The 20,800-nt window shown below is 40.6% G+C and carries 21 protein-coding genes and 1 riboswitch; of the genes, 3 read left to right on the top strand and 18 right to left on the bottom strand.

Features of this window, described 5'->3' with window-relative positions:
- Positions 1-2 precede the first annotated feature (2 nt).
- The 14 genes from AAGU76_RS14650 to AAGU76_RS14585 form a co-directional block, all read right to left on the bottom strand.
- A complete protein-coding gene (locus AAGU76_RS14650; RefSeq protein WP_342486252.1) occupies positions 3-1,106 on the bottom strand; it encodes a DVU_1551 family NTP transferase in 1,104 nt (367 codons plus the stop codon).
- 25 nt (positions 1,107-1,131) lie between these two features.
- Positions 1,132-2,154 carry an XdhC family protein gene (locus AAGU76_RS14645; RefSeq protein ID WP_342486251.1) on the bottom strand — a complete coding sequence of 341 codons (1,023 nt, stop codon included), beginning with the start codon at positions 2,152-2,154 and terminating at the stop codon, positions 1,132-1,134.
- A 19-nt stretch (positions 2,155-2,173) separates the two neighbouring features.
- Complete coding sequence (locus tag AAGU76_RS14640; protein WP_342486250.1) at positions 2,174-3,016, bottom strand: TylF/MycF/NovP-related O-methyltransferase; 843 nt, start codon at positions 3,014-3,016, stop codon at positions 2,174-2,176.
- Entirely contained in the window at positions 3,013-3,648 is a 636-nt protein-coding gene (locus AAGU76_RS14635) for a histidine phosphatase family protein (RefSeq protein ID WP_342486249.1), read from the bottom strand. Before AAGU76_RS14635 ends, AAGU76_RS14640 begins: the two co-directional genes overlap by 4 nt.
- A 415-nt stretch (positions 3,649-4,063) precedes the next feature.
- The gene (ytxC, locus tag AAGU76_RS14630) at positions 4,064-4,903 is read right to left on the bottom strand and encodes a sporulation protein YtxC (protein WP_342486248.1); all 840 of its coding nucleotides are present in this window, start codon (positions 4,901-4,903) and stop codon (positions 4,064-4,066) included.
- Positions 4,904-4,929: 26 nt separating this feature from the next.
- Complete coding sequence (locus tag AAGU76_RS14625; protein ID WP_342486247.1) at positions 4,930-5,664, bottom strand: DUF6873 family GME fold protein; 735 nt, start codon at positions 5,662-5,664, stop codon at positions 4,930-4,932.
- 127 nt (positions 5,665-5,791) lie between these two features.
- Positions 5,792-5,989, bottom strand: coding sequence for a sulfur carrier protein ThiS (thiS, locus tag AAGU76_RS14620; protein WP_342486246.1), 198 nt, complete (start codon positions 5,987-5,989; stop codon positions 5,792-5,794).
- Between the two features lie 92 nt (positions 5,990-6,081).
- Positions 6,082-8,229 (bottom strand): aldehyde ferredoxin oxidoreductase C-terminal domain-containing protein, encoded by a 2,148-nt coding sequence (locus AAGU76_RS14615; RefSeq protein ID WP_342486313.1) that lies wholly within the window; start codon positions 8,227-8,229, stop codon positions 6,082-6,084.
- Positions 8,230-8,247: 18 nt separating this feature from the next.
- A complete protein-coding gene (locus tag AAGU76_RS14610) occupies positions 8,248-8,673 on the bottom strand; it encodes a 4Fe-4S binding protein (protein WP_342486245.1) in 426 nt (141 codons plus the stop codon).
- A gap of 369 nt (positions 8,674-9,042) precedes the next feature.
- A complete protein-coding gene (gene hslO, locus AAGU76_RS14605) occupies positions 9,043-9,921 on the bottom strand; it encodes an Hsp33 family molecular chaperone HslO (RefSeq protein WP_342486244.1) in 879 nt (292 codons plus the stop codon).
- 9 nt (positions 9,922-9,930) lie between these two features.
- On the bottom strand, positions 9,931-10,668 hold the full coding sequence (locus tag AAGU76_RS14600; RefSeq protein WP_342486243.1) for a class I SAM-dependent methyltransferase: 738 nt from the start codon (positions 10,666-10,668) through the stop codon (positions 9,931-9,933).
- On the bottom strand, positions 10,669-10,845 hold the full coding sequence (locus AAGU76_RS14595) for a small, acid-soluble spore protein, alpha/beta type (RefSeq protein ID WP_342486242.1): 177 nt from the start codon (positions 10,843-10,845) through the stop codon (positions 10,669-10,671). It abuts the gene before it with no gap.
- A gap of 52 nt (positions 10,846-10,897) precedes the next feature.
- Positions 10,898-11,032: a hypothetical protein gene (locus tag AAGU76_RS14590; RefSeq protein WP_342486241.1), complete on the bottom strand. Its 135-nt coding sequence runs from the start codon at positions 11,030-11,032 to the stop codon at positions 10,898-10,900.
- Positions 11,033-11,035: 3 nt separating this feature from the next.
- A complete protein-coding gene (locus AAGU76_RS14585; RefSeq protein ID WP_342486240.1) occupies positions 11,036-12,217 on the bottom strand; it encodes an MFS transporter in 1,182 nt (393 codons plus the stop codon).
- Positions 12,218-12,400: 183 nt separating this feature from the next.
- On the opposite strand from AAGU76_RS14585, the gene AAGU76_RS14580 reads away from it, so the two are divergent.
- Positions 12,401-12,841, top strand: a complete 441-nt coding sequence (locus AAGU76_RS14580; protein ID WP_342486239.1) for a universal stress protein — start codon at positions 12,401-12,403, stop codon at positions 12,839-12,841.
- Between the two features lie 180 nt (positions 12,842-13,021).
- On the top strand, positions 13,022-14,659 hold the full coding sequence (locus AAGU76_RS14575; protein WP_342486238.1) for a PucR family transcriptional regulator ligand-binding domain-containing protein: 1,638 nt from the start codon (positions 13,022-13,024) through the stop codon (positions 14,657-14,659).
- A gap of 49 nt (positions 14,660-14,708) precedes the next feature.
- Here the strand turns inward: AAGU76_RS14575 and AAGU76_RS14570 are convergent, their stop codons facing one another.
- The 4 genes from AAGU76_RS14570 to AAGU76_RS14555 all read right to left on the bottom strand — a co-directional run bounded on the left by AAGU76_RS14570 (position 14,709) and on the right by AAGU76_RS14555 (position 19,626).
- A complete protein-coding gene (locus tag AAGU76_RS14570; RefSeq protein ID WP_342486237.1) occupies positions 14,709-16,664 on the bottom strand; it encodes a TRAP transporter permease in 1,956 nt (651 codons plus the stop codon).
- On the bottom strand, positions 16,646-17,212 hold the full coding sequence (locus AAGU76_RS14565) for a DUF1850 domain-containing protein (RefSeq protein WP_342486236.1): 567 nt from the start codon (positions 17,210-17,212) through the stop codon (positions 16,646-16,648). Before AAGU76_RS14565 ends, AAGU76_RS14570 begins: the two co-directional genes overlap by 19 nt.
- Positions 17,213-18,241, bottom strand: coding sequence for a TAXI family TRAP transporter solute-binding subunit (locus AAGU76_RS14560; RefSeq protein WP_342486235.1), 1,029 nt, complete (start codon positions 18,239-18,241; stop codon positions 17,213-17,215).
- Positions 18,242-18,714: 473 nt separating this feature from the next.
- Positions 18,715-19,626 carry a hypothetical protein gene (locus tag AAGU76_RS14555; RefSeq protein WP_342486234.1) on the bottom strand — a complete coding sequence of 304 codons (912 nt, stop codon included), beginning with the start codon at positions 19,624-19,626 and terminating at the stop codon, positions 18,715-18,717.
- A 114-nt stretch (positions 19,627-19,740) separates the two neighbouring features.
- Positions 19,741-19,822: riboswitch (cyclic di-GMP riboswitch) on the bottom strand.
- A 299-nt stretch (positions 19,823-20,121) separates the two neighbouring features.
- On the opposite strand from AAGU76_RS14555, the gene AAGU76_RS14550 reads away from it, so the two are divergent.
- On the top strand, positions 20,122-20,682 hold the full coding sequence (locus AAGU76_RS14550) for a YdeI/OmpD-associated family protein (protein ID WP_342486233.1): 561 nt from the start codon (positions 20,122-20,124) through the stop codon (positions 20,680-20,682).
- The last annotated feature ends 118 nt before the right edge of the window (positions 20,683-20,800 follow it).

The following is a 20,800-nucleotide window of genomic DNA, read 5'->3' as shown; positions in this document are numbered from 1 at the left end:
CATCATAGGCCAAATATTGCATGGTATATTTCATAGGCTTGTTTCTTTCTCAGTTTAATGGATTGAAGAGCTGCCTGGTTATCCTTGTACTTTTCTTCCTTAGCTGCGAATCTTTCTTCGATATTGACCAGCTTTTCCCCTTTAACCATCTTATCAGCCAAAAATACCACTTCCTTTTCCGTAGGAACATCCGAAATACTGTCAAGCACCATATGTTCCCTTACTATTTGAGATACCTGTTCATATCCCATATGTGAGAGTAACTCACCGCCTTTTCTTGCATGTTCAGGTTTTCCTCCCTCAATATCATGAAGCATGCCGGCAGCCAATATGACATTGGTGTTCAGTTTGATTCCTTTTTTGCATAAGAGTCTGCTTAAATCAGAAGCAACGATTGCAACTTTGCTTGAATGAGCCATTACTTCATCCGGCATATGAAAATAGTCCTGAATTTTTTTGCACAGTTCCATTGACGGGCATTTTCTGCTTTCATTGTATTCAATCAGTTTTAAATAATCGTTTGCTGTATCCGCATCAAGGATAATTCCCGGATCGACCACTGACATGTTCATAAAATCATTGCCCATCTTGGAAATTACTCCTTGCAGTCCCATTGTGCCGTCATGTTTCAATACATGAGATAATGCTTTTTTCGTCAACAGCAGCGGATGACCATCTTTACCATCAAAAGAAGGCTGAATCAGGCAATGTTTTCCTTCTTCAATTTCCTCTACCATCTTCATAAGCGTGAATCGCTGAACAAATGGGCTGTCCGCCGGCGAAAGGAACGCCATTTCAACTGCCGGTGCCAATGATCTAATTCCAAGACAAATAGAATCAAACATATGGTTTTTTTCATACTGTTTGTTAACAACAAAAGAAACATTGCAGTCTGACAGCTTTTTCTTGATTTCTTCACTTTTATATCCAGTTACGACAACAATATCAACGATTCCCAGAGACCGAAAATTATTGATCACATTTTCAATCATTGTTGTATCTCCTACCTGCATCAACGGTTTGAAGTCTTTCATGCGCGAAGACATCCCACCCGCAACTATTACAGCGCCAATTCTTCCATGTTTTTGGATAATTCCGCTTTCCATATTGAAGAAACTCCTTTTCAGATATTTATTTTATCGGTTCAACAAACAACTCAACCACGCCGCCGCAAACCATACCTTCGTCTTCCGCTTCTCTTCCTGTCATATCCACTTGAACCAGCTGGCACTTTTCATTGTCAATACAGTTAAAGGCAGTCTGTCTTACGCTTGCTTCAACACATCCACCTCCGATAGTTCCAATCATTGTCCCATCTTTCATAACGACCATCTTGGTTCCTACTTCCCTTGGTGCCGAACCTTTCCTGGATACAATTGTCACCATGGCTTTTGGCATACTGCTGCAGTCTTCATCTAAAATGCTGCTTAACAGTTCCTTGCTGTAAGTGCCTGAACCTGTTACCTTGTTTTTAACCTCTATGATTTGAGCCATTATTGCCACAGCAATTTCAGCCGGAGTCTCCGCACCTATTTTTAAACCTATGGGGGTATAGACTTTATTCAATTTTTCTCTTGATACACCGTTCTGTTCCAGGGTGTCCAATACCTTTGCAACTCTAAGCTTGCTTCCAATCATTCCAATGTATGCATTTTTTTTGTTTATTATTTTTTCCAAACATGTCTGATCATATCTGTGGCCCCTGGTTACGATTATGAAAAATGTTCCGTCATCTCCCTCAACAGCATCCAATGCTTTGTCAAAAGATTCGAATATAACTTTGTTAGCTCCTGCTCCCGCGGCATCATTTGCAAAGGTCAGGCGGTCATCGATTACAGTCACAGGCAAATCCAGAAGATTGCACATTTTTATTATTGAAATCGAAATATGACCGGCCCCGCATACCACGGCATTATACCTTTGACGAATAAACTCGTAATAAATTTTTTCGCCGTCAAATCTCAGTGTCTGGCTTCTTTTGTTTTCCGGTATGCCAGAAATTATTCTGTCCCATGTATAATCTTCATTATTGGTGTAAATAACTTCTCCGGAGGACAATAAAAGCCTAGACCCTATATTTTCTCCTGTCATTACCGTCATAACAATGTCTTCTTTTGTTGTATTTAATTGCTGTAAAGCTTTGTAAAAATCCATCCTGCCTCCCGAAATAAAATTATAATATCACTGCGCTCCCGTGCAAGTCACACAGCGGAATTACCCTAATATCAGCTTCCTTGGCAAATTCCTGCACTGCTTTTTTTACATTTGGAAATTGTGTGCTGTTATAATCATGAAGCAAAATATATCCTCCCTTGCATAGTCGCGGATAAAAATATCTTAGTCCCTCATATGTAGGCAGATACAAATCTGCATCCAGGCTCACCAATGCAAATTTATCTTCAATGCTTACAGCAGAATCCGGAAAATAGCCCTTGCAAAACACTGCTTTTTCAGGGAACGGTAAAATGCTTCTAACTTCCTCCACACTGGTGTCGCCGAATTTGTTTCCATAAGAGTTTTCCTTGATTTTAATATTTTCAAATTTTATATCTCTGTCATCAAATCCCTCAAAAGTGTCAAACAGATATAACCTTCGTTCCTTAAAAAGCAAATTTAGCTCTCTCGCGGTGTACCCTTTGTAAACACCTAGCTCTGCAATACTGCCTTCAATTTTCCCGCTATTTATCTCAGCAGCCAAGAGTCTTAGAGTTGACAACCTGATATCAAAATAATTTCTCAAATCATTGATGTTCAAAATATCGTTTTCATTTATGCCTTCTGCTACAAGCTGATTCCTTATCTGACTGGACGCTTCAATGTTCAGCACTGAAACAATTACCTTGTCTGCTTGTAGATTTATTATTTCCTTAGGTGAAATTACAGGAACGCCATCCATGATTCCCTGCAGGTTTCTGCAGTTATTATCAGCATACGCCACCAGCTTACACGTTCCATGGAGCAGTCGCCCTGTCATTCTGCCGCTTTGTCCGGCACCAAACACAACAATTTTCTTCATTGTGCACACACGCTTTCTTTAGACAGTTCAGTTGAACATAACCCTATTTTGCCTGATGTCAATTTTATCCCGTCATAATTCAAAATATTGACGCTACCATACTCATGCCTGAGCTTAAAACTGTCTTTAATGTTAATGCCCAGTATTCCTGACAAAATACACCTGTTGACACCGGCATGGGCGGCAATTAAAATATTCCCGTTTGATTCATCAATGGTTTGATAAAGCGCAGTCAAAGCCCTTCTCCGGCAATGTGCCATGCTTTCTCCGCCTTCGACTATGTAATTTTCCAAATTCTCACCACGCTCAAGATATTCCTTTGGATATTTCTCCTTTATCTCAGCAAATGACATTCCATCCCACTTACCTATATCAAACTCGGAAAAATCATTTTTAACTATAACCTTCAATTTTTTATCCGATATTATTTCAGCTGTTTCTCTCGCTCTGATTAATGGGCTGGAAAAAATGGAGTTGATTTCAATATGAGAAAAAAATTCTTTCAAAACATTTGCCTGACTTCTGCCAATGTTGCTTAATGGTATATCAGTTTTGCCAATACATACGGGAATACCCTTAGGAAGTTCAGGCTCACAATGCCTTATTAAATAGATTTTGCGCAATTCACTCATTTTCTCTCCAGATGAATCGTTATATTTTTTTTTATATAACGGAGTTTAAAACAAAAGATATCTGTCAAAATATCTTTTTTATAAATTATAGTTGAATTCTTATAATAATTCAACCTTTTTTTCATTCTAGAAAAAAATAAAGAGCAGGAACTTATAAATATAAGTTTATGCTCTTCTAATTGCTATATTTGACCGCTACATTAATTACATCTTGGATTCGTTGTTAGCATCTGCCTCTTTCAGGCTGATTAAATGTATAGCACCTGATACCGTTACTATTATCAATGCTGCCAATACTAAAAATGACATATGTATTCCTCCTTTATATCCCCTTTATTCCCTGATACCATATTAATACCATAACCTTGTACTTTCCTTAAACTTTGCTGAATCAAGGGTGCCGAAGCACCCATTTTCACAGAATATCGCAATACTTGCAGCCCTTGCACATTTCAACCTTATTTTCAAAAATCTTTTTGATAATTTCTATTGTATTCACCGCTTCCCTGTTATCCTTGTCAAGCTTCAAATCGTGTATGATGATTTTTTTAGGAGACAGGCTTAGCAGTATGTTGATTGTTAATTCATCATAGGAAAAAGTCCTTTCACCCAGTTCGGCAGCAAACTCTGCATTTGCTATGAAGGTAAGCTTCTGCATGTTCCTGTCGTACACCTGTAGTTTGTTGTTTGTGTACAGGACGTTTACCAGCTCATTTTCCTTTTCATCCTTTTCGGATATGATCTTTATTATGTTGAGAAAATCCAAGTATTCCTTCTTCATGAGGTAGCTGTCGATGCATCTTTCAACTACCTGGACTGCGTATAGCTTTATGAACTTCAGCCTGAAGTTAATGAAGCCGTTTAGATTTATGGTGCTTGACCTTTCAAGAACTTCCTTGAATTTATTTTTAATTATAAGCTGAATCTTAATGTCGTTGTCAATTTCATCTTCTATATCCGAAATAATTGATGACATTTCTTCCTCATCAAAGTAAAAATAGTTTTCCTTGAGGCAGTTGATACTCTCAAGCTTGGTGTACTCCACCAGAAGCTTTGTAATCCTGCCTATTATCTTTTCAATGTGCTCTCTTTTTTTGATTTTGTCACTTGTAAAATATCTTACCTTTATATTTCCTTCATCCGTGGAGGATAATTCTATGTTAATATCACTTTCATCCAAATTTGTGATTATTTTGATATTATTGAACACTTCATGATTTTCATTTTCATTTAACTCTAATGATAAAAGCTCCACCTAGTCACTCCTCTCTGCCAGGGAGGTCATATTATTGGTATCAGCGATCCCAAATCTATTATTTGTCGACTTGAAGCTTCTTCATAAATATATCCTGCAGTCTGGATAAATTTTTTTAACGGGTTTAAAATACTTTCATCAGCGATTCTGCCCGTTGACAAAAATACTTTTTCATTAATCAAACCTGCACAGCCACCGATAAATCCGTGATCGTATCCTTTCAGATACACAACTTTCGGATCTATATACATACAGTCTATATTATATGATTTGAGTTTTTCATGTATCAAGAAGTCTGATGTCAAAGCCTTGTTATCGCTGAATGAGGCCATGGAACATTTGGTATAGCCTTGATTTACATGAATGAATTCAACGCCTGCTTCTTCCAAATAATACTTTAAAACCTGGTCTGTATGCTTTGTATTGTGCACAGCATATCTCCCTATTCTTGCTACATTATATGCTATATCCTCAGGATAGTTTCTACACAGAGTTTTTCCACCTTTAATAACTTTTATTCCTTTGGGTTCTAAAACTTTTTTATAGTTGTCGTATACATTTGGTGCTACAATGAACGTCTCGTAGTCCACAGGAAAAATTACCATGTCAGGATGACCGTCCACAGGTTCCTGCAAATCTTTGCACCTGATGGTTTTGATGGGCTCTATGCCGTTTTTTTTCAAATAATTTATTATTTCATCGCCGGCCTTGTAGTCAATAATCACAAAACGGGGTTTTTTAAGCGGTATGTACGGATTCATAGCATCTCCAAAAAAATAAGTGATATAATTTTTTAAATTATATCACTTGAAGATATTTTATTCCACACTATTTATAGTTGCTATTCATTACAAGTAATAATTCTTAACTCTTAATTATTAATTGAACTTACCCTCCAGCCAGCAGATGCAGCATCTGCACATCATCACCGTCATTGACGACGGTAGTCGGGAAGTGTTCCTCCTCCACGTGGTGTCCGTTAACCTTGACAATTATCTTGGGCCAAGTGAAGTTTTTCCTGTTCATTACATCCTGTACGGTCATTCCCGGTTCCCAGGGAAAGTCCCGGTTGTTCACCCTTATCATGAAAACACCGCCTTATTTAATAAGGAAGGAATTGTGCTTATGCACAATTCCAACAATAATTCTTAATTCCTAACTCTTAATTATTAATTGATTTACTGTAGGTCTTTAACAACTTCAACAACTTCAGGGAAGTCAATGCCAAGCTCTTTAAGATACTCCAGTGTCGGAACGCCGTTTGAATTCCAGCCTCTTCTTTTGTATACTGCATCTGTGAGCTTTTCATACTGGTCTTCTCTGTAGCTTCTTAAAACTGCCATTTTTTCTTCAGTAGTTTTTCCATCTATATTATACCCAAGTTTTTCTGCTAGTTGTCCGTCATATCTTTCCTGTCTTGATTCATACTCTTCCTTTGTAACAGGGCCCATTGAACGGTAAGGTGTTTTGTCGTCTTTTCTCAATCCCTTGCCCATTCTTATGTTGAATACTCTCTGGAAGTTGTAGACTCTCTCTGATTCTCTGACCATATCATCGGTTCCAAGCCTTTTTCCTGTCACTCCGTACACTATGTCCAGGTAATTCTGCACATGCTCAGGAATTTTTGCAGGTTCTGACGTGAACTTGTTGTTAGCAGGAGCTATGTCGTTCCATGGCAGCTTACACAGTCCGTACAAGCCGAACCATGTTCTGAACATCGGAAAATAATGCAGTGCTTCAGCCTTATCTTCAAATGTCGGTATCTGGTTATTCACCATGTCCATGAAAATAAGCCATGCCTCGTCGTGCTGCGGTCCCTTGTTTGTAAGCCCGTATCCACCCTGCTGAGCCAGAGATTCCTTTGAACCGTATTCAGAATATTCAAGTCCTTTTTGTTCCATGCCTATATCAAACAAAAATTCAGCATCTGCCCCGTATTTTTCAGCAAACAGCTTCTTCATCCTGTTTATTCCCTGACCTACGACAATTCCAAAGCCTTCACCTTTTGACATCTGATGAAGAAGTTCAACAGCTGCATGGAAGTTTCCGAAATTGAGCTCCAGCCCTCCCGTGATGTCCTTGTTGATTATGCCTCTTTCATAACATTCCATCGCAAATGCTGTAGCAGTACCAAACGAAATTGTATCTATTCCGTAAGTATCGCAGTAGAAGTTAAGCTCCAGTATCGCTTCCGGATCAAATATTGCGCAGTTTGAGCCAAGACCTGCTGCATTTTCATATTCAGGTCCGTCGACAGTAACCTTGTGTCCCTTGTACGGTCCCGTCTTAAGCATGAAATTGTCTGCTGCCTTTGCGCAGGCCAGGGAACAGCCGTACCAGCAACCGTCCTGAACTCCTTGCGTGATGTATTTCTCAATGAATATTGTGGATTTAATTTTCTGAGTGTCAGGATGGCTTCCATACTGATAATTCATTACAGGAAGAAGATCATATGCATCCATTACCTCTATGATATTTGCGGTTCCGATTTTTCTCATATTGTTCTGCTTCGGATCAAGGTCGTGAACTTCCTTGTGAAGCTTGATTCCGGTACTGTTCAGTATTGCCTGGTCATAGGGATTGTTCAGATCTCCTTTAACCGAGCTGAATTTAACAACAAGAGCCTTGAGTTTCTTGTTTCTGAACACTGTTCCTATTCCGCCGCGTCCGGCCTGTTTCAGTCTAGTGACCTTTCTCCTGGGATCGTAGAACGTAAAATTCAGCAAGCCCATGCGTGTATGCTCGGCACCTGACCCTGCAGTGACAACGGCAACATTTCTTTTGTCAGCCTCATTGTCAGCATACATTTCAGTCAGCTGCTCTCCAAGAACATGTCCATCCAAAGCTTCCATTGGTGCTTCTTCTATTGTCACCTTCCCGTTGTTTCCGTCGATGACTATTATTATGTCCTTATCTGCTTTTCCCTGCAGCTCAAGTGCATCCCAACCAGAAAATTTCAAAAGCGGTCCGAAAAATCCTCCCACGTTGGAATCTATCGGCATGTCTGTCGATGGTGAAATGCTGCATACCAGTGACTTTCCGGAACCGGGGTACTGCGTGATGCCGCATACGGGACCTCCGGCTATTATTATTTCGTTCTCGGGATCATCCCATTTGGTATCGGATTTTGTTGCATTCCACAAATACCAGAGTCCGAATCCCTTGCCTCCGACAAATTTTTCTTTCATCATCTGGCTGACAGCCTTTGATTCAATTTTATTATCAGTTATGTTAATATACAGCGTTCTGTCTGTATATCCCCTGTCAACTTTTCCCAGTTCGTACTTGTATTCAGCCAAAAGTTTGTGTCCTTCTTTTAAAACCATAGCATCCATAATTCGCTCCTATTTGTTAAAAAGTTTATCAAGATTCATTTCCCTTGCTTCTGTAGCATCTTTTTCGGACATATAAATCGCACCTGTCGGGCACTTTTGGGCACATAATCCGCATGCTACACATTTGAACGGTTCAATATAGTCATCATGCTGCCTCATAGATATGCTCGGACAAAAACCTACGCACATAAAGCATCCCACGCATGCTTTCTTGTTAATTCTCACGACACCTAGCTTGTCTCTCGATATAGCCATTACAGGACATATGTCTATGCACTCTCCGCATTGATTGCACACATTTATATCCGCCTTGTCCACACTTATCTGTATGCATGACTTATCTCGGTTTTTTTCTTTAAAATATGTGGTTGAGCAAACTTCCTCACACATTCCGCACTGAATGCACTTTGAATCATCTTTAGCCAAATACTTCACAATAAACCTCCTGGATTTAGTTTTGCAGTTATTGATCGTTACATTACAATATATGCACCGCAGCATATTATTTTCTTGAATTTGTATTAATGTTTTATAGGTAATTATAAATGATTTTCATAATAAATTCAATATCGATTAGTTAATTAAGAGTTTCTCATTTTTACCTTTTGTCATCTTTTGAACCGCGAAACCTTTAAAAGTTTTCAAAAATCAAAACAATTCCTTTATTTGCATAATTGTCTGAAAATCATCCTTTCTTTCATAAGAACACAGCCGTGGCATATGTGTTTTACATGCAAACAAGTACATCAGAATTCACAAACGAACAGGTGTTAGGGCATAAAAAAGGCCTGATTTCTCAAGCCTTTATCTTATGCCGTCAAGGAGCCTTTCAATCTTCTCTCCTTCAAACAGATATTTTTTGTTGCAGAAGTGACACACGGTTTCTATTGTTTCATCTTCTCTAATTATTTCCTCCAGGTCCTTTTTCCCTATGGAAATGAGCGCTGCTTCCATTCTTTCCTCCGAGCAGTCACAGCTGAAGCTTGCTGGTATCTTATCCGTAATTTCAACTTCGAAGTCTGAAAATATTCGTCTGGCAATGTCCTCCACGTCGTCATCGTTGTCGAAATACTCAGAAACTGATTTCATGTTTCCCAGCGCGTTTTCCAGCTTCACCAGGTCTTCCTCCTCAATGAAAGGAAGAGGCTGCACTATGAAACCTCCTGCCGACTTGATGCGATAGTCCCTGTCAACCAGTACTCCCAATGCTACAGCAGACTGTTGCTGTTCAGAAACCCAGTAGTAGGTTGCAATATCTTCACCGATTTCTCCTGTCACCAGATCGGTGCTGCCCACGTAAGGCTCCTTCATGCCGATGTCCGTAATCACTGTCATCTTTCCGTCTGTGCCCACTGCGCTTCCCACATCAAGCTTTCCATTATCTTTTAGCGGAAGATCAACTGAAGGATTTTCAACGTATCCCTTCACATGTCCCTGGTTGTCAGCCACTGCAAGGATTGTTCCCAGAGGTCCTCCGCCGTTGATGTTTATGGTGAGTCTGTCTTTTTCATTTTTCATCATGCAGCCCATCATGAGCCCGGCGGTAAGCGTCCTTCCGAGAGCCGCTGAAGCCGTAGGTGATGTGTTGTGATGAAGCCTTGCCGTTTCAACTGTTTCTGTTGATTTAACCATGAAAATCCTAAAAGTTTTTTTCTTATCTATTGCTCTTATTATGTAATCCATTATTTCTCCTTATAATTTTACCGCAGAAAACACTGCTCTGAGAGATTTCTCAGGCAGTTCTCCCTGCACGTCGTTGTAATCGTCGTAGGTTTCAATGCAGCCAAAGCCTGCAAGCTTGAGAAGCTCTGTTATCTTTTCAGAGCTGTGCACGTACTGCGTCTGAACTTCCGTGATTCTTGAGTAACTGCCATCTTCGTTTTCTATGAAGAAATTTATCTCCATATCTATTTTTCTGCCGTCTTCGTCGGCCATGTTTTCCCACACATAAAACACACCGCCGTCATCATAGACATAGGTTTCATTGAACATGGTGTCATACTTGTAGTCTGTGCTCATGTCAAAAATAAACTTCCCACTGTCGTTCAGATGGTCCCGGACGTTTTCAAAAAAACTTGAAACCTCTTTATCTGTCAGGTAGTTTATACCGTCACAGCAGCATACGGCAGCATCAAACCGGTCATCTACTTTAAAGTCGGTCATATCCTGGTTGAGCAGTTTCACTCCGGGGTTTCTCCCGAGCTTTTCATATGCGCGCATGAGCATGTCCTCAGACAGGTCAAAAGCAGTAACCTTCATGTCTGCCTGAGCCAGCAGACGGGTTATGCTTCCGGTTCCGCAGGCTGCTTCAAGAATCTTCCTGCTTCCCTTTGTTTTACCGATTATAAAGGATGTCCACTTTTCATAATCTATGTCATCCATGAGCAAATCATAGATTTGCGAAAATTCCTTATAGCTTTTGTTCGACATTTACTTCTTCCTTTGCTTTTTCTTAGCGGTCATGAGCCCGCCGATCCTTCCCGTTTCCTTGGCGGTAAGACCTCCCCAGCCAAGCTCACGGACTTTTTCCATGAGACCCAGCTCACTGGCTATTTCAAGCTTCATGATGTCCTCAGGAGTAGGTTCCTTTTTCTTTTTTTCAGCCATAGTTTCCTCCTTTCTAATAGGAGTATTATGGTTGAATTTTCATAAATTATTCTTATTTGTCCTTTCTGGCCAGTAAAATTGCTCTTATTTCCTTCAATATAACAAGTATCTTGTTCAATGTGTACTGCAGACTTATTAATATTACAAAAAACATTGCAACAAGTACGATTTTTATTTCAAAACCCATATATCACTCCGATAGTTCTGACTTGTATTGTTTAAGGTTCACCGCAGAAATTCCCACGCCTATGAGGAATGCTGCAGATGAAGCAAAAAACGGAAGCTTGTTGCCCCACTCATATATGAAACCCGAAAAGAGGGAACCGAATATCATTCCCACTGCCCTGACAGAGTTGAATATTCCTGAAATCAGGCCGCTGGTTCTTGAATCGTGTCCGCTGGTTACTATGTCCTGCTGAATGGGCAGGTAAATTGCATTGAACATGAAAAACACCACGTTGCCTGCAAAGAACGGATAAAGCCCTTTTATGAAAGGCACGAACATCGCTGATATTCCGCAGAGCAGCAAAGACACAATGTGAGACTTCCTCGTTTGTGTATGTTTTACTATGTAAATGTTGATGGTGAAATTAACCGTTAAAGTGACTATTCCTATGACAGCCTTGATTGCTCCGTTGTACGAAGGTCCCAACCCCAGCGCATCCTTTATATAGAAGTTAAACGCATTGTCATAGGCCGTGGTGGCAAGACTTGTCAAAAACACCGCTGCCAGGAACGTAACAAGATACCTGGGCATGGCTCCTGCCTTTTCACTGTACGTCTTGAATGGATTCAGCGATGTACTCATGGTGAATCTTGAACCCTTTCCAGTTTCCTTAAGAAGCAGAACAGTCAGCACACCGCAAAAAATGACGGTTACAGTCTGCACAACTATTACTGCCATAATTGATCTTGCTCCGATTATTCCGCCAATAAAATAACCAAAAGCCGAACCCACGGAGTTGCATGCCACATAGTATGCCATATGCCGGCCGCGGTCCTCGCCTGTTGTAAGATCTACAAGGTAAGCCATGCTGCCCACGAAAACTGCAGCGCTGAAAAAGCCTCCCACAAGCCTGGCAATCACAGTGACCGCCAGTGACCGTGTAACCCCGAATGCAAACTGCGACAGAGCATACACCGGCATGACTGCTGCCATGGTCTTGATGTGACCGTACCTGTCTCCAACGGTTCCGAACACCAGTGAACCTGCAAAGTATGAAAGAGACATTGCCGAATAGGATACGCCGAACATGAAATCCGGAAACCCCTTTTCGATGAACATGGTAGGTGTTATAGGATGAGCCATATTGCAGAATATGGAAAACAAAAAGTATATGATGTACAGCCTTGTTATGGATGTCTTTTTCATAGTTCCTCCGCATTGTATAGGTCATTGGCCTCAAATGAATTATAACATAAAAACTAAATATTGGAATATATTTTTTAAGATGTCAATACAGTCATATTTTTTATTATGTCAAACGCTCATATTGATTAAATTTACACATGGGGGGTATATTTACCATAAATAATTCTATATCAGGAGGACAAAATGGAAAAAATACTAGTGCCCGTAGACGGTTCGGAAGCTTCAATGAAGGCTGCAGCCAAGGCTGCTGAAATTGCCGAAAAAAACAAAGCAAAACTCACGTTTATTACCGTATCGATAAATCCAATACCTTCCAAGGTATATGAATACGAACCTTTCTGGGATCCCGAAATAAACGAGATGCTGGAAATAATCAAGAGAATTGACGGGAAAATGCTTGATGATGTAATAAGCAAGCTGAATCTGGAAGGCATACCCTACGACAGGGTGTTCTGCCTGGGTTTTGCATATGAGGAAATTTTAAAGACTGCAGAAGAAGGCAATTATGATCTGATAGTGATGGGAAGGCGGGGTTTCTCCAAAGTAAAGCGTTTCTTCATAGGTTCCGTGACACAAAAGGTTATTGCAGATGCTCCATGTCCGGTGCTTATTATCAATGAATGAAATCTTCTGAAGCCAAAATTGCAGCATTGCTGCAATTTTTAGCTATACCCCTTTAAAACCGGTAAAACAAAAAATAATGGTCATATTATCTGTATAATGAAATAAAAGTACCGTTCATGTCATTGCTTTTCAGGAAACACAGCATGTGTAACAGTCTATCTTTTAGAAAGGAGGAAAGATGTGAAGCTTACAGTCAAGGAAATATTGAACATCGAACAGCTTAAAACCCTTCAGGTGGTTGCAGGAAGCAATGGGTTATCCAATGCTGTTGAGGGTGTAAGCGTACTTGAAATTCCCGGTTCTAATGCAGCAATAAAGTCCGGACACATTTTAGTATCAGCATTTTATTCAATTGCACATAAAAGCGATGAACAGCTGGGTATCATCCGCATGATGTGCAGTTCAAAGGCAAGCGGTCTTATATTGTGTCATGTAGGCATGATTTTGCCTTTTGTTTCCAGAGAGCTAATTGATGTCTGCACCGAGCTTGAACTTCCTTTAATTGTGGCTCCTGCCCCCATGGAATACATAGACATCATTTCCCCCATACTTGACAGAATCCTGGAAAAAAGGAACGAAGACCTGATGCACGCCATGGATGTTTACGACAAAATGACAAACCTGATTCTTGAAGAAAACAATGCTGACTGCATAGTTGCAGCATTAGGACGGCTTCTGAACAGGACTGTATGTTTCTTCAGCCACAACAGCATATGCATATCAGCGTCACAAGGAGGCATTTGCGGAAAATACAACAGCTATATAAAACAGAAAATAGATGAAAACTTTGAAAGGTTCATAAAGGAAAAACGGGATATTGAGATACTTTTAACCGACAACTCAACAACCATACTGCTTTCGCCCATAGTGAGCAGCATGATGTACTATGGTGTACTAGTCGTATTCAATGCATCGGACTTAAGAAGGCTTGATTACATTTCTATAAGGCAGGCTAAAAATTCACTTGCCATAATAACGATAAACAAGACAAATCTAAAGGATTACAACAACCTGTTGAAAAATGACTTCATAAAAGATTTGATTGCATGGAACTTCAAAGACGAGCAGGATGCCTTGAAGAGGAGCTCTTCACTTGGTTTTGATATAGCCCGCATACAATCGGTCATTGCTCTTGACATATTCACAGGATTCGACGACAATAAACCAGAGTCAGAGGAGCATCTGAAAAAATTAAGAAACGATCTATACTGCCTGGTCCTGAGAGAAGTGAGGCGCATGGCTGAGCCAAGCATAGTTGCGTCGCATGAAAATAAGATTCTGATATTTCTGAACATCAAGAGCGCTCCACTGACAAGAGCAGAAACAGCAAAGATAGCAGAACTGCTGCGAAACACAGCCCGCAGTGCTCTTGGCAACAATGTTTCGGCAGGCGTCAGCCTAAGGCGGGAAAGCTTGTCTTCCATCAAGAAAAGCTGCATAGAAGCTGTTGATGCCCTTATGATAGGCAATAAAATTTTTTGTTCTTCTAGAACCGTGTTTTACGAGGAAGTTGAAATTTTCGGACTTCTCATGAGGAACATGGACTGTTCCAAGGCGAAAGAAATAACACAAAGGCTTTTCGGCCCGATAATCAGCTATGATAGGGAAAACAACGGGGAGCTTCTTGAAACGTTCAAGATTTTGCTCATGAGCGATTCAGACACCACAGAAGTGGCTGACAGGATGTTCCTGCACAAGAACACGGTCCTTCAGCGAAAGAAAAAAATCATAAGCCTCTACGGCTATGACCCCTTTGCAATACCGTACCGCCTGCAGTTTGAATTTGCCATAATGCTTTGCAGTCTTTACGGTCTGTAAGGCTATAAAAGCCGCTCATTTTCGAACGGCTTTTGTTTTTGTACTATTCTTATACAGATTTTAAATCCTTGTTTCTGGCTCTCTGATAAATGAGCAGAGCTGCCAGAACAGCAAATCCTATTAAGTCCTGCAGCACGTTTTCTGTTATCAAAAGCAGTGATCCTGCAAATGCTGCGGCCCTCATAACAAAGTTAAGTTTTCCGTACAGATATCCTTCGGCAGCAACGCCAATCATGAACACTCCTATAATAGATGTGATGATTACTCTGACAGCAATCAGTGCTGTTGTATCAAGCAGCAGAAGTGAAGTGTTGTACACAAACATGTACGGCACGATGAAGCCGGCCAGGGCAAGCTTCACTGACTGAAGCCCTGTCTTCATGGGGTCACCGCCGGAAATACCTGCTGCCGCAAAGGAAGCCAGTGCAACAGGCGGTGTAAGGTTAGCAAACATTGCATAGTAGAACACGAACATGTGTGCCGCTATGTCTGGAACACCAAGCTGAATAAGAGCAGGAGCAGCCATGGTGGCTGTAATTAGGTACGCCGGTATTGACGGCAGACCCATTCCCAATATCATGCACGTAACCATTGTCAAAACCAGTGTAGCCATGAGATTTGACTGTCCCAGCAGTATTATTGCGTTAGCCATGTTCAGTCCGAATCCGGTAAGGCTCACAACGCCGATTATTATTCCAACAACTGCGCATGCAACAGCAACCGAGACTGTGGAACGGGTTCCTTCTTCAAAAGCATCAAGAAGGTCCTTCAGACTCATCCTTGTTTCCTTTTTGAGCATGCTGACGAATATAGTGACAACTATGGTTAAAAATGCCGAGAAGATTACTGTCTTGCCGCTGAAAAGCAGCATGTAAAGAAGAAATATTATTGGAATTACCAGGTGTCCCCTGGTCTTCATAACCGCCTTCACCCTTGGAAGGTCTTCCTTGGGAACACCGACAAGGTTGTTCTTGTCTGCCCTTAACTGAACCTGAACCATAATTCCGAAATAGTAAAGCAGTGCAGGAATTGCTGCACTTACAACTATCACTCCGTACTTTACTCCAAGCATTTCCGCCATAATGAATGCAGCAGCACCCATAATCGGAGGCAGAAGCTGTCCTCCAACGGAAGCGGTGGCTTCAACTGAACCTGAGAATTCCTTGCTGTATCCGGTTTTCTTCATGAGCGGAATCGTAAACGTACCGGTGGTAACAACGTTAGCTACGGCTGAACCGTTAATGCTTCCCAGAAATCCGCTGGCTATGACAGCAACCTTGGCAGGACCTCCCTTTGTGTGTCCTGCAAGAGCCAGGGCTATGTCATTGAAGAACTGTCCCATACCCGATTTGTTCATGATTGCTCCAAACAGTATGAACAGAAAAATATAGCTTGCCGCAACATTTACAGATGTTCCGTAAATTCCCTCAGTGTTTATGAATATGTGGTTTACAAGCTTGGTCCAGCTGTAGCCCCTGTGGGTGAATATGCCAGGCATGTTCTTGCCGAACAGACCGTATAGAATGAACAATAGGCTTAGGATCACCAGAGGCCATCCGGAAATTCTTCTGGATGCTTCAAGAACAGTGATAATCAGCATCGTACCCATAACAATGTCCATGGTGTTGGGCATTCCCATTCTGTTTATAAAGTTCCCGTAATCAAACCACACATACGCTGCCACAGCTGCCGCCATCATGGCAAACACCACATCGTACCACGCAGCTTTTTTCCTGCTGGCTTTGCCTGATGCAGGATATATGAAGAATGTCATGAAAAGCATCATGGCAACGTGCAGTGATCTGTGCTTGTGGGTTGCCGGATATCCGATGAAGGATGTTGCAAAGTGGTATAAGGCTATGATTACAGCAGTCCAATATATGAATTTAGCTACATTTCTGCTTTCAAATTTTCTCGTTTTTGATTCCTTGTCATATTTCTCAAGTATTTCCGTTTGTTGTGTCTCTATTGCTTCATTCCTGTTGTCTAACGAAATCTTGGCCATACAAAATATCTCTCCTTTACTTTTAAAGTGCACGGCTCATGGTGCGGCAGGTCACTGCCTTTTATCAGCACGCTGCCGTTGAGCCCGATATGCGTCAGCGCTGTATTTGAATTAATCCAGTTTATTTCTTCATAAGATTGGTTAATATTCCTCATTTTAATAATTCCATCTTCAACCGAAACTTCCCCCTTATTTTCGGGAATTCCGGCTCCGAAACCAGCAACAGCAATGCTGGTCAGCATCAGTTCGTTGTCGTTTTGCAGTTCATATTCCTCTGTCCACGGAATGTGCTCAAATGAATGAACCCACGAATACTCAATCTTGTCCCCTTCCGAAACATATGATTCCAGATAAACTTCACCAGTTTTTTGATTCAAAATTGTCAGCACCCTGCTGCGACCGGCTGATGCGATCCATAAAAATACTGCTGTCAATAACACGATTATTAACTTTACATAAGGGGATGAAGCCTGGCGCTCCATCCCTTTGCTGCCGGATCGGCTGCAACCTTCCGCCTGTTCTGCAGCAGGCAGGTTTTTATATTTCATTTATTTTATTCCTTGTTCCTCATAGTACTTAACTGCACCCGGATGGAAAGGAATGTCCACACCTATGTGAGAATTTTCAAGTGAAATGTGCTTTGCAGCTGTAGCATGGGAAGCTTTGATGTCTTCTATGTTTTCGAAAATTCCCTTTGTAAGGTCGTAAACAACTTCATCCGGAAGATCCTTGCTTACAAGCATTATGTTTCTTACAGTTACAGTATTGACGTCGGTGTCTGTTCCATAAGTGTCTGCGGGTATCACATCAGGAACAAAGAATGGATATTTTTCTGTCAGGTTCTTCAGTCCTTCGCCTTCGATAGGAACAACTACTATGTCTGCTGCTGTTCCAAGTTCCATTACAGTGGCGTTGGGAATACCGCTTGTTACAAACACTGCGTCAACCAGCCCGTTTTTCATTTGGTCGATTGCTTCGCCATAGTTCAGATAGTCAACCTTGCTGTCTTCGTATGTCATGCCGTGAGCTTCATACATCATTCTTGCGTTTAGTTCAACTCCGGAGTTCGGAGCGCCAACACCTACCTTCTTGCCCTTAAGATCTTCAAACTTGGTTATACCGGTGTCTTTAGTTGTTACAAGCTGCACGTAGTTGGGATATAGCCCAAGAATGCATCTTAAATCCTCTGCAGGTGTTTTTCCTTCAAATGCACCGAATGCACCATAAGCCTGTGCTACAGAGTCAGACATCACTATGGCCAGTTCCGCATCCCCGTTCAAAATAAGATTTATATTTTCCACGGATGCTCCTGTTGCCTGAGCTGAAGACTTGTACCCTAATTTATTCTGAAATACGCTGGAGAAAGCTCCTCCTATAGGATAGTACAAACCGCTGGTAGGTCCTGTTGCTACAGTTATGAAATACTTGCTCTTGTCGATTTCCTGAGCCGTATTCTGCTCCTTGTTTTCTTCTTTTGTATTTTCCTGTTTGGCAGGAGTGCCGTTGCTGCAAGCTGTGACTGATGAAGTTGCAAGCAGTGCCATTGTTAGTAGTAAAACCATTTTTTTGCGAATCATAATTATTCTCCTCCGTTTATAAAAAATTCTAAATGATTGCATTATTGTAATACACATATGAATGTTTGTCAATTCATCATTTCATGCAATCGTTTCTATTTTTGCACGTAAACGTTTTTGCTTGTTATTTTTGCATGTAATTTTAGATAAACTTCACCAAATTTCGCACATGCTCTATCTTTAATTGAATTCACGCGTTTTAGCGAGTCAATCGTGACTATATTCTTTTTTGCATATTCTTGAATACAATATTTTCCATCAAGTCTGTGTGCACAGCGTCAAATTGCAACCAAATTGTTAAGAAGGTGCATTTTGCTTCAATACAATCGTCTCCGTTTACCTTTCTTGTGTCTAGCTTAAAATTCGTCATCACTGATTTCAAGCTCATTGTTAATGTCTGAAATCCCTGTTGGCTGCATAATAAAACAGCGGCTCTTTGACAAGAGTCGCTGAATAATATAATTCTCTGGTATTTACAACTTTTCCTTCAATCCTGCAACAGCCATTGCAAACTTCTCCAGATCTTTCTTGGACTTGTTGGCTCGATGCTGTTCCGCGGTTAACCTTTGATGAAGCTCATTGATAATTTCAGAATGTCTTGTGGCTTCTTCAGAGAAGTAATCCATTTTGCCGTAAATTGTCTCCAAGTCATCTCCAAGGCCTTTAAATTTGCAGCTTGTACATTTTGACTTTTCAACGATCAGCTCCTGCTCTGCCTGTAGTTTTATTTTTCGCAGGGCTTCAGCCTCCAGGTTTTTCTCGGCAATCATATTTTCCATATTGAGTATCTTCTGCCTGTAAAGTTCCAATTCTGTACTTTGCTTATCGTTTCTTGATTTTTCAAGTTCAACCTTTTGCTGAAGTTCTTGATAAATTTCATTATTAACTTCATCATGAATTTCTTTCAACGATATCTTACTTTCCAACTCGGATATTTTTGATTTCAAGATCATATTTTCCTTCTCCAGCCTTGAGGCATATTTCTTTATATGCTCAGTTCCCAGGTTGTTTTCAGGCAAAATTTCGTCATATTCCTTGTACGTCTGAACCGTTTCAGGAATCTCACTGCTCACCCGTACAACCCTTTGGGTTTCATAGGTCCTGGAATTCTGATAAGACGGCAAAATCAAATCTTTCTTTATTTTTTCTATTTCCCTGCTTCTTGCAGTTTCCACACCAGTTTGTTTTTCATAGAAATTGGTTATCTTATCCCTGGCATACTTGATTTCACGCTGTGTAAAGCTGGTAACGGTAAATTCATTGCTGTCACCGGAAATCAACCATTCCCAAAATTCTTCATAATTCTTTACCATTACATTATAAATGTTGTACCTAGTATAGTTATAATGTATTTCGATGTAGTAAACCGATTTCCCTTCTTTCATCGAGCTTCACCTCCAAAATTGTTTAATCCTCAGAGAGCATAGTCATTTGAAATAAAAAAGCCCTGAATGGTAACCCAAACAAAGCCAATACTCTTATAGTATGTATTTGCACAGTTTGGTAACCCGGCTGTCTTGGATAACCTTAAGACCCGTGGCTTTGCGTCCTCAACTTTCGCTAAGTTTGCCTTTTTCATTATGCTGCAGATAATTAATTATATTTTAAGCATTGACATTTGTCAACAACATGCTGACAGATAAAAATATTAATTAAATTATTTGTCGAAATATATAAATTTTGCCTTTACAATCCTAACCGGAACCATTGAAACATCATTCCAGATTGGTTGGAACCAACCATCCGCACAGTGTAATTTTTTATTAATCGGAGTATTCAGGCATGATAAATTTCCTTCTTCTGTACGTGAGAATTTGATGGTATAATAAAATCAAAACAGTTTGTTTTAGACGAGTAAGCTGACTTAACGGGGTGAAAATATGAGTGAGATTTTAGTTTTTTCCAACAGGGCAACGTTTCGTGAATGGTTACACAAAAACGGAACAAGTAGTGAAGGTGTATGGCTGCTTTTCGGCAAAAATGGCGGGCCAGCCACGCTTACTGCTGCTGAGGCATTGGAAGAAGCCCTTTGCTACGGCTGGATCGATGGACAAGTGCAAAGCATTGACAGCACAAAATATAAGAAATATTTTGCGTGCCGTACGGTAAATAGTAAATGGTCGAATAAAAATAAGGAGCTAGCTATGAAACTTGAGGAAAAAGGGGTAATGACCGATTATGGCAGAGAGAAAATAGAGGAGGCCAAGAAAAATGGTCAGTGGAATGCTCCTAAGTCCCCAGTGACTTCCGTTGAACAGATAGCAGCTTTATCTGATTTGCTGAAAGAACATGAACCGGCCTATACGAATTTTCAGGCCATGTCCCCATCTGTAAAAAAGACTTATACACGGGCATATTTTGATGCAAAAACAGATGCCGGACGGAATAGCCGTTTGTCATGGATGATTGAGCGCCTCAATAAAAATCTAAAACCCATGTAATAGGTTTTAATCTTCAGTTTATCGCACACGGCTCACTTATTCTTATTACATTACCCGTATTTAAAAAAACAGCGTCCCTCTTCTGAGAATCGCTGTTTTTGTTTTTGTTATTGGTACG

This window comes from Sedimentibacter sp. (assembly GCF_038562225.1).
In the GTDB taxonomy this organism is placed as follows: domain Bacteria; phylum Bacillota; class Clostridia; order Tissierellales; family Sedimentibacteraceae; genus Sedimentibacter.
Note: the sequence above shows the minus strand (reverse complement) of the source record. Positions and strands in the feature narration are given on the sequence as shown.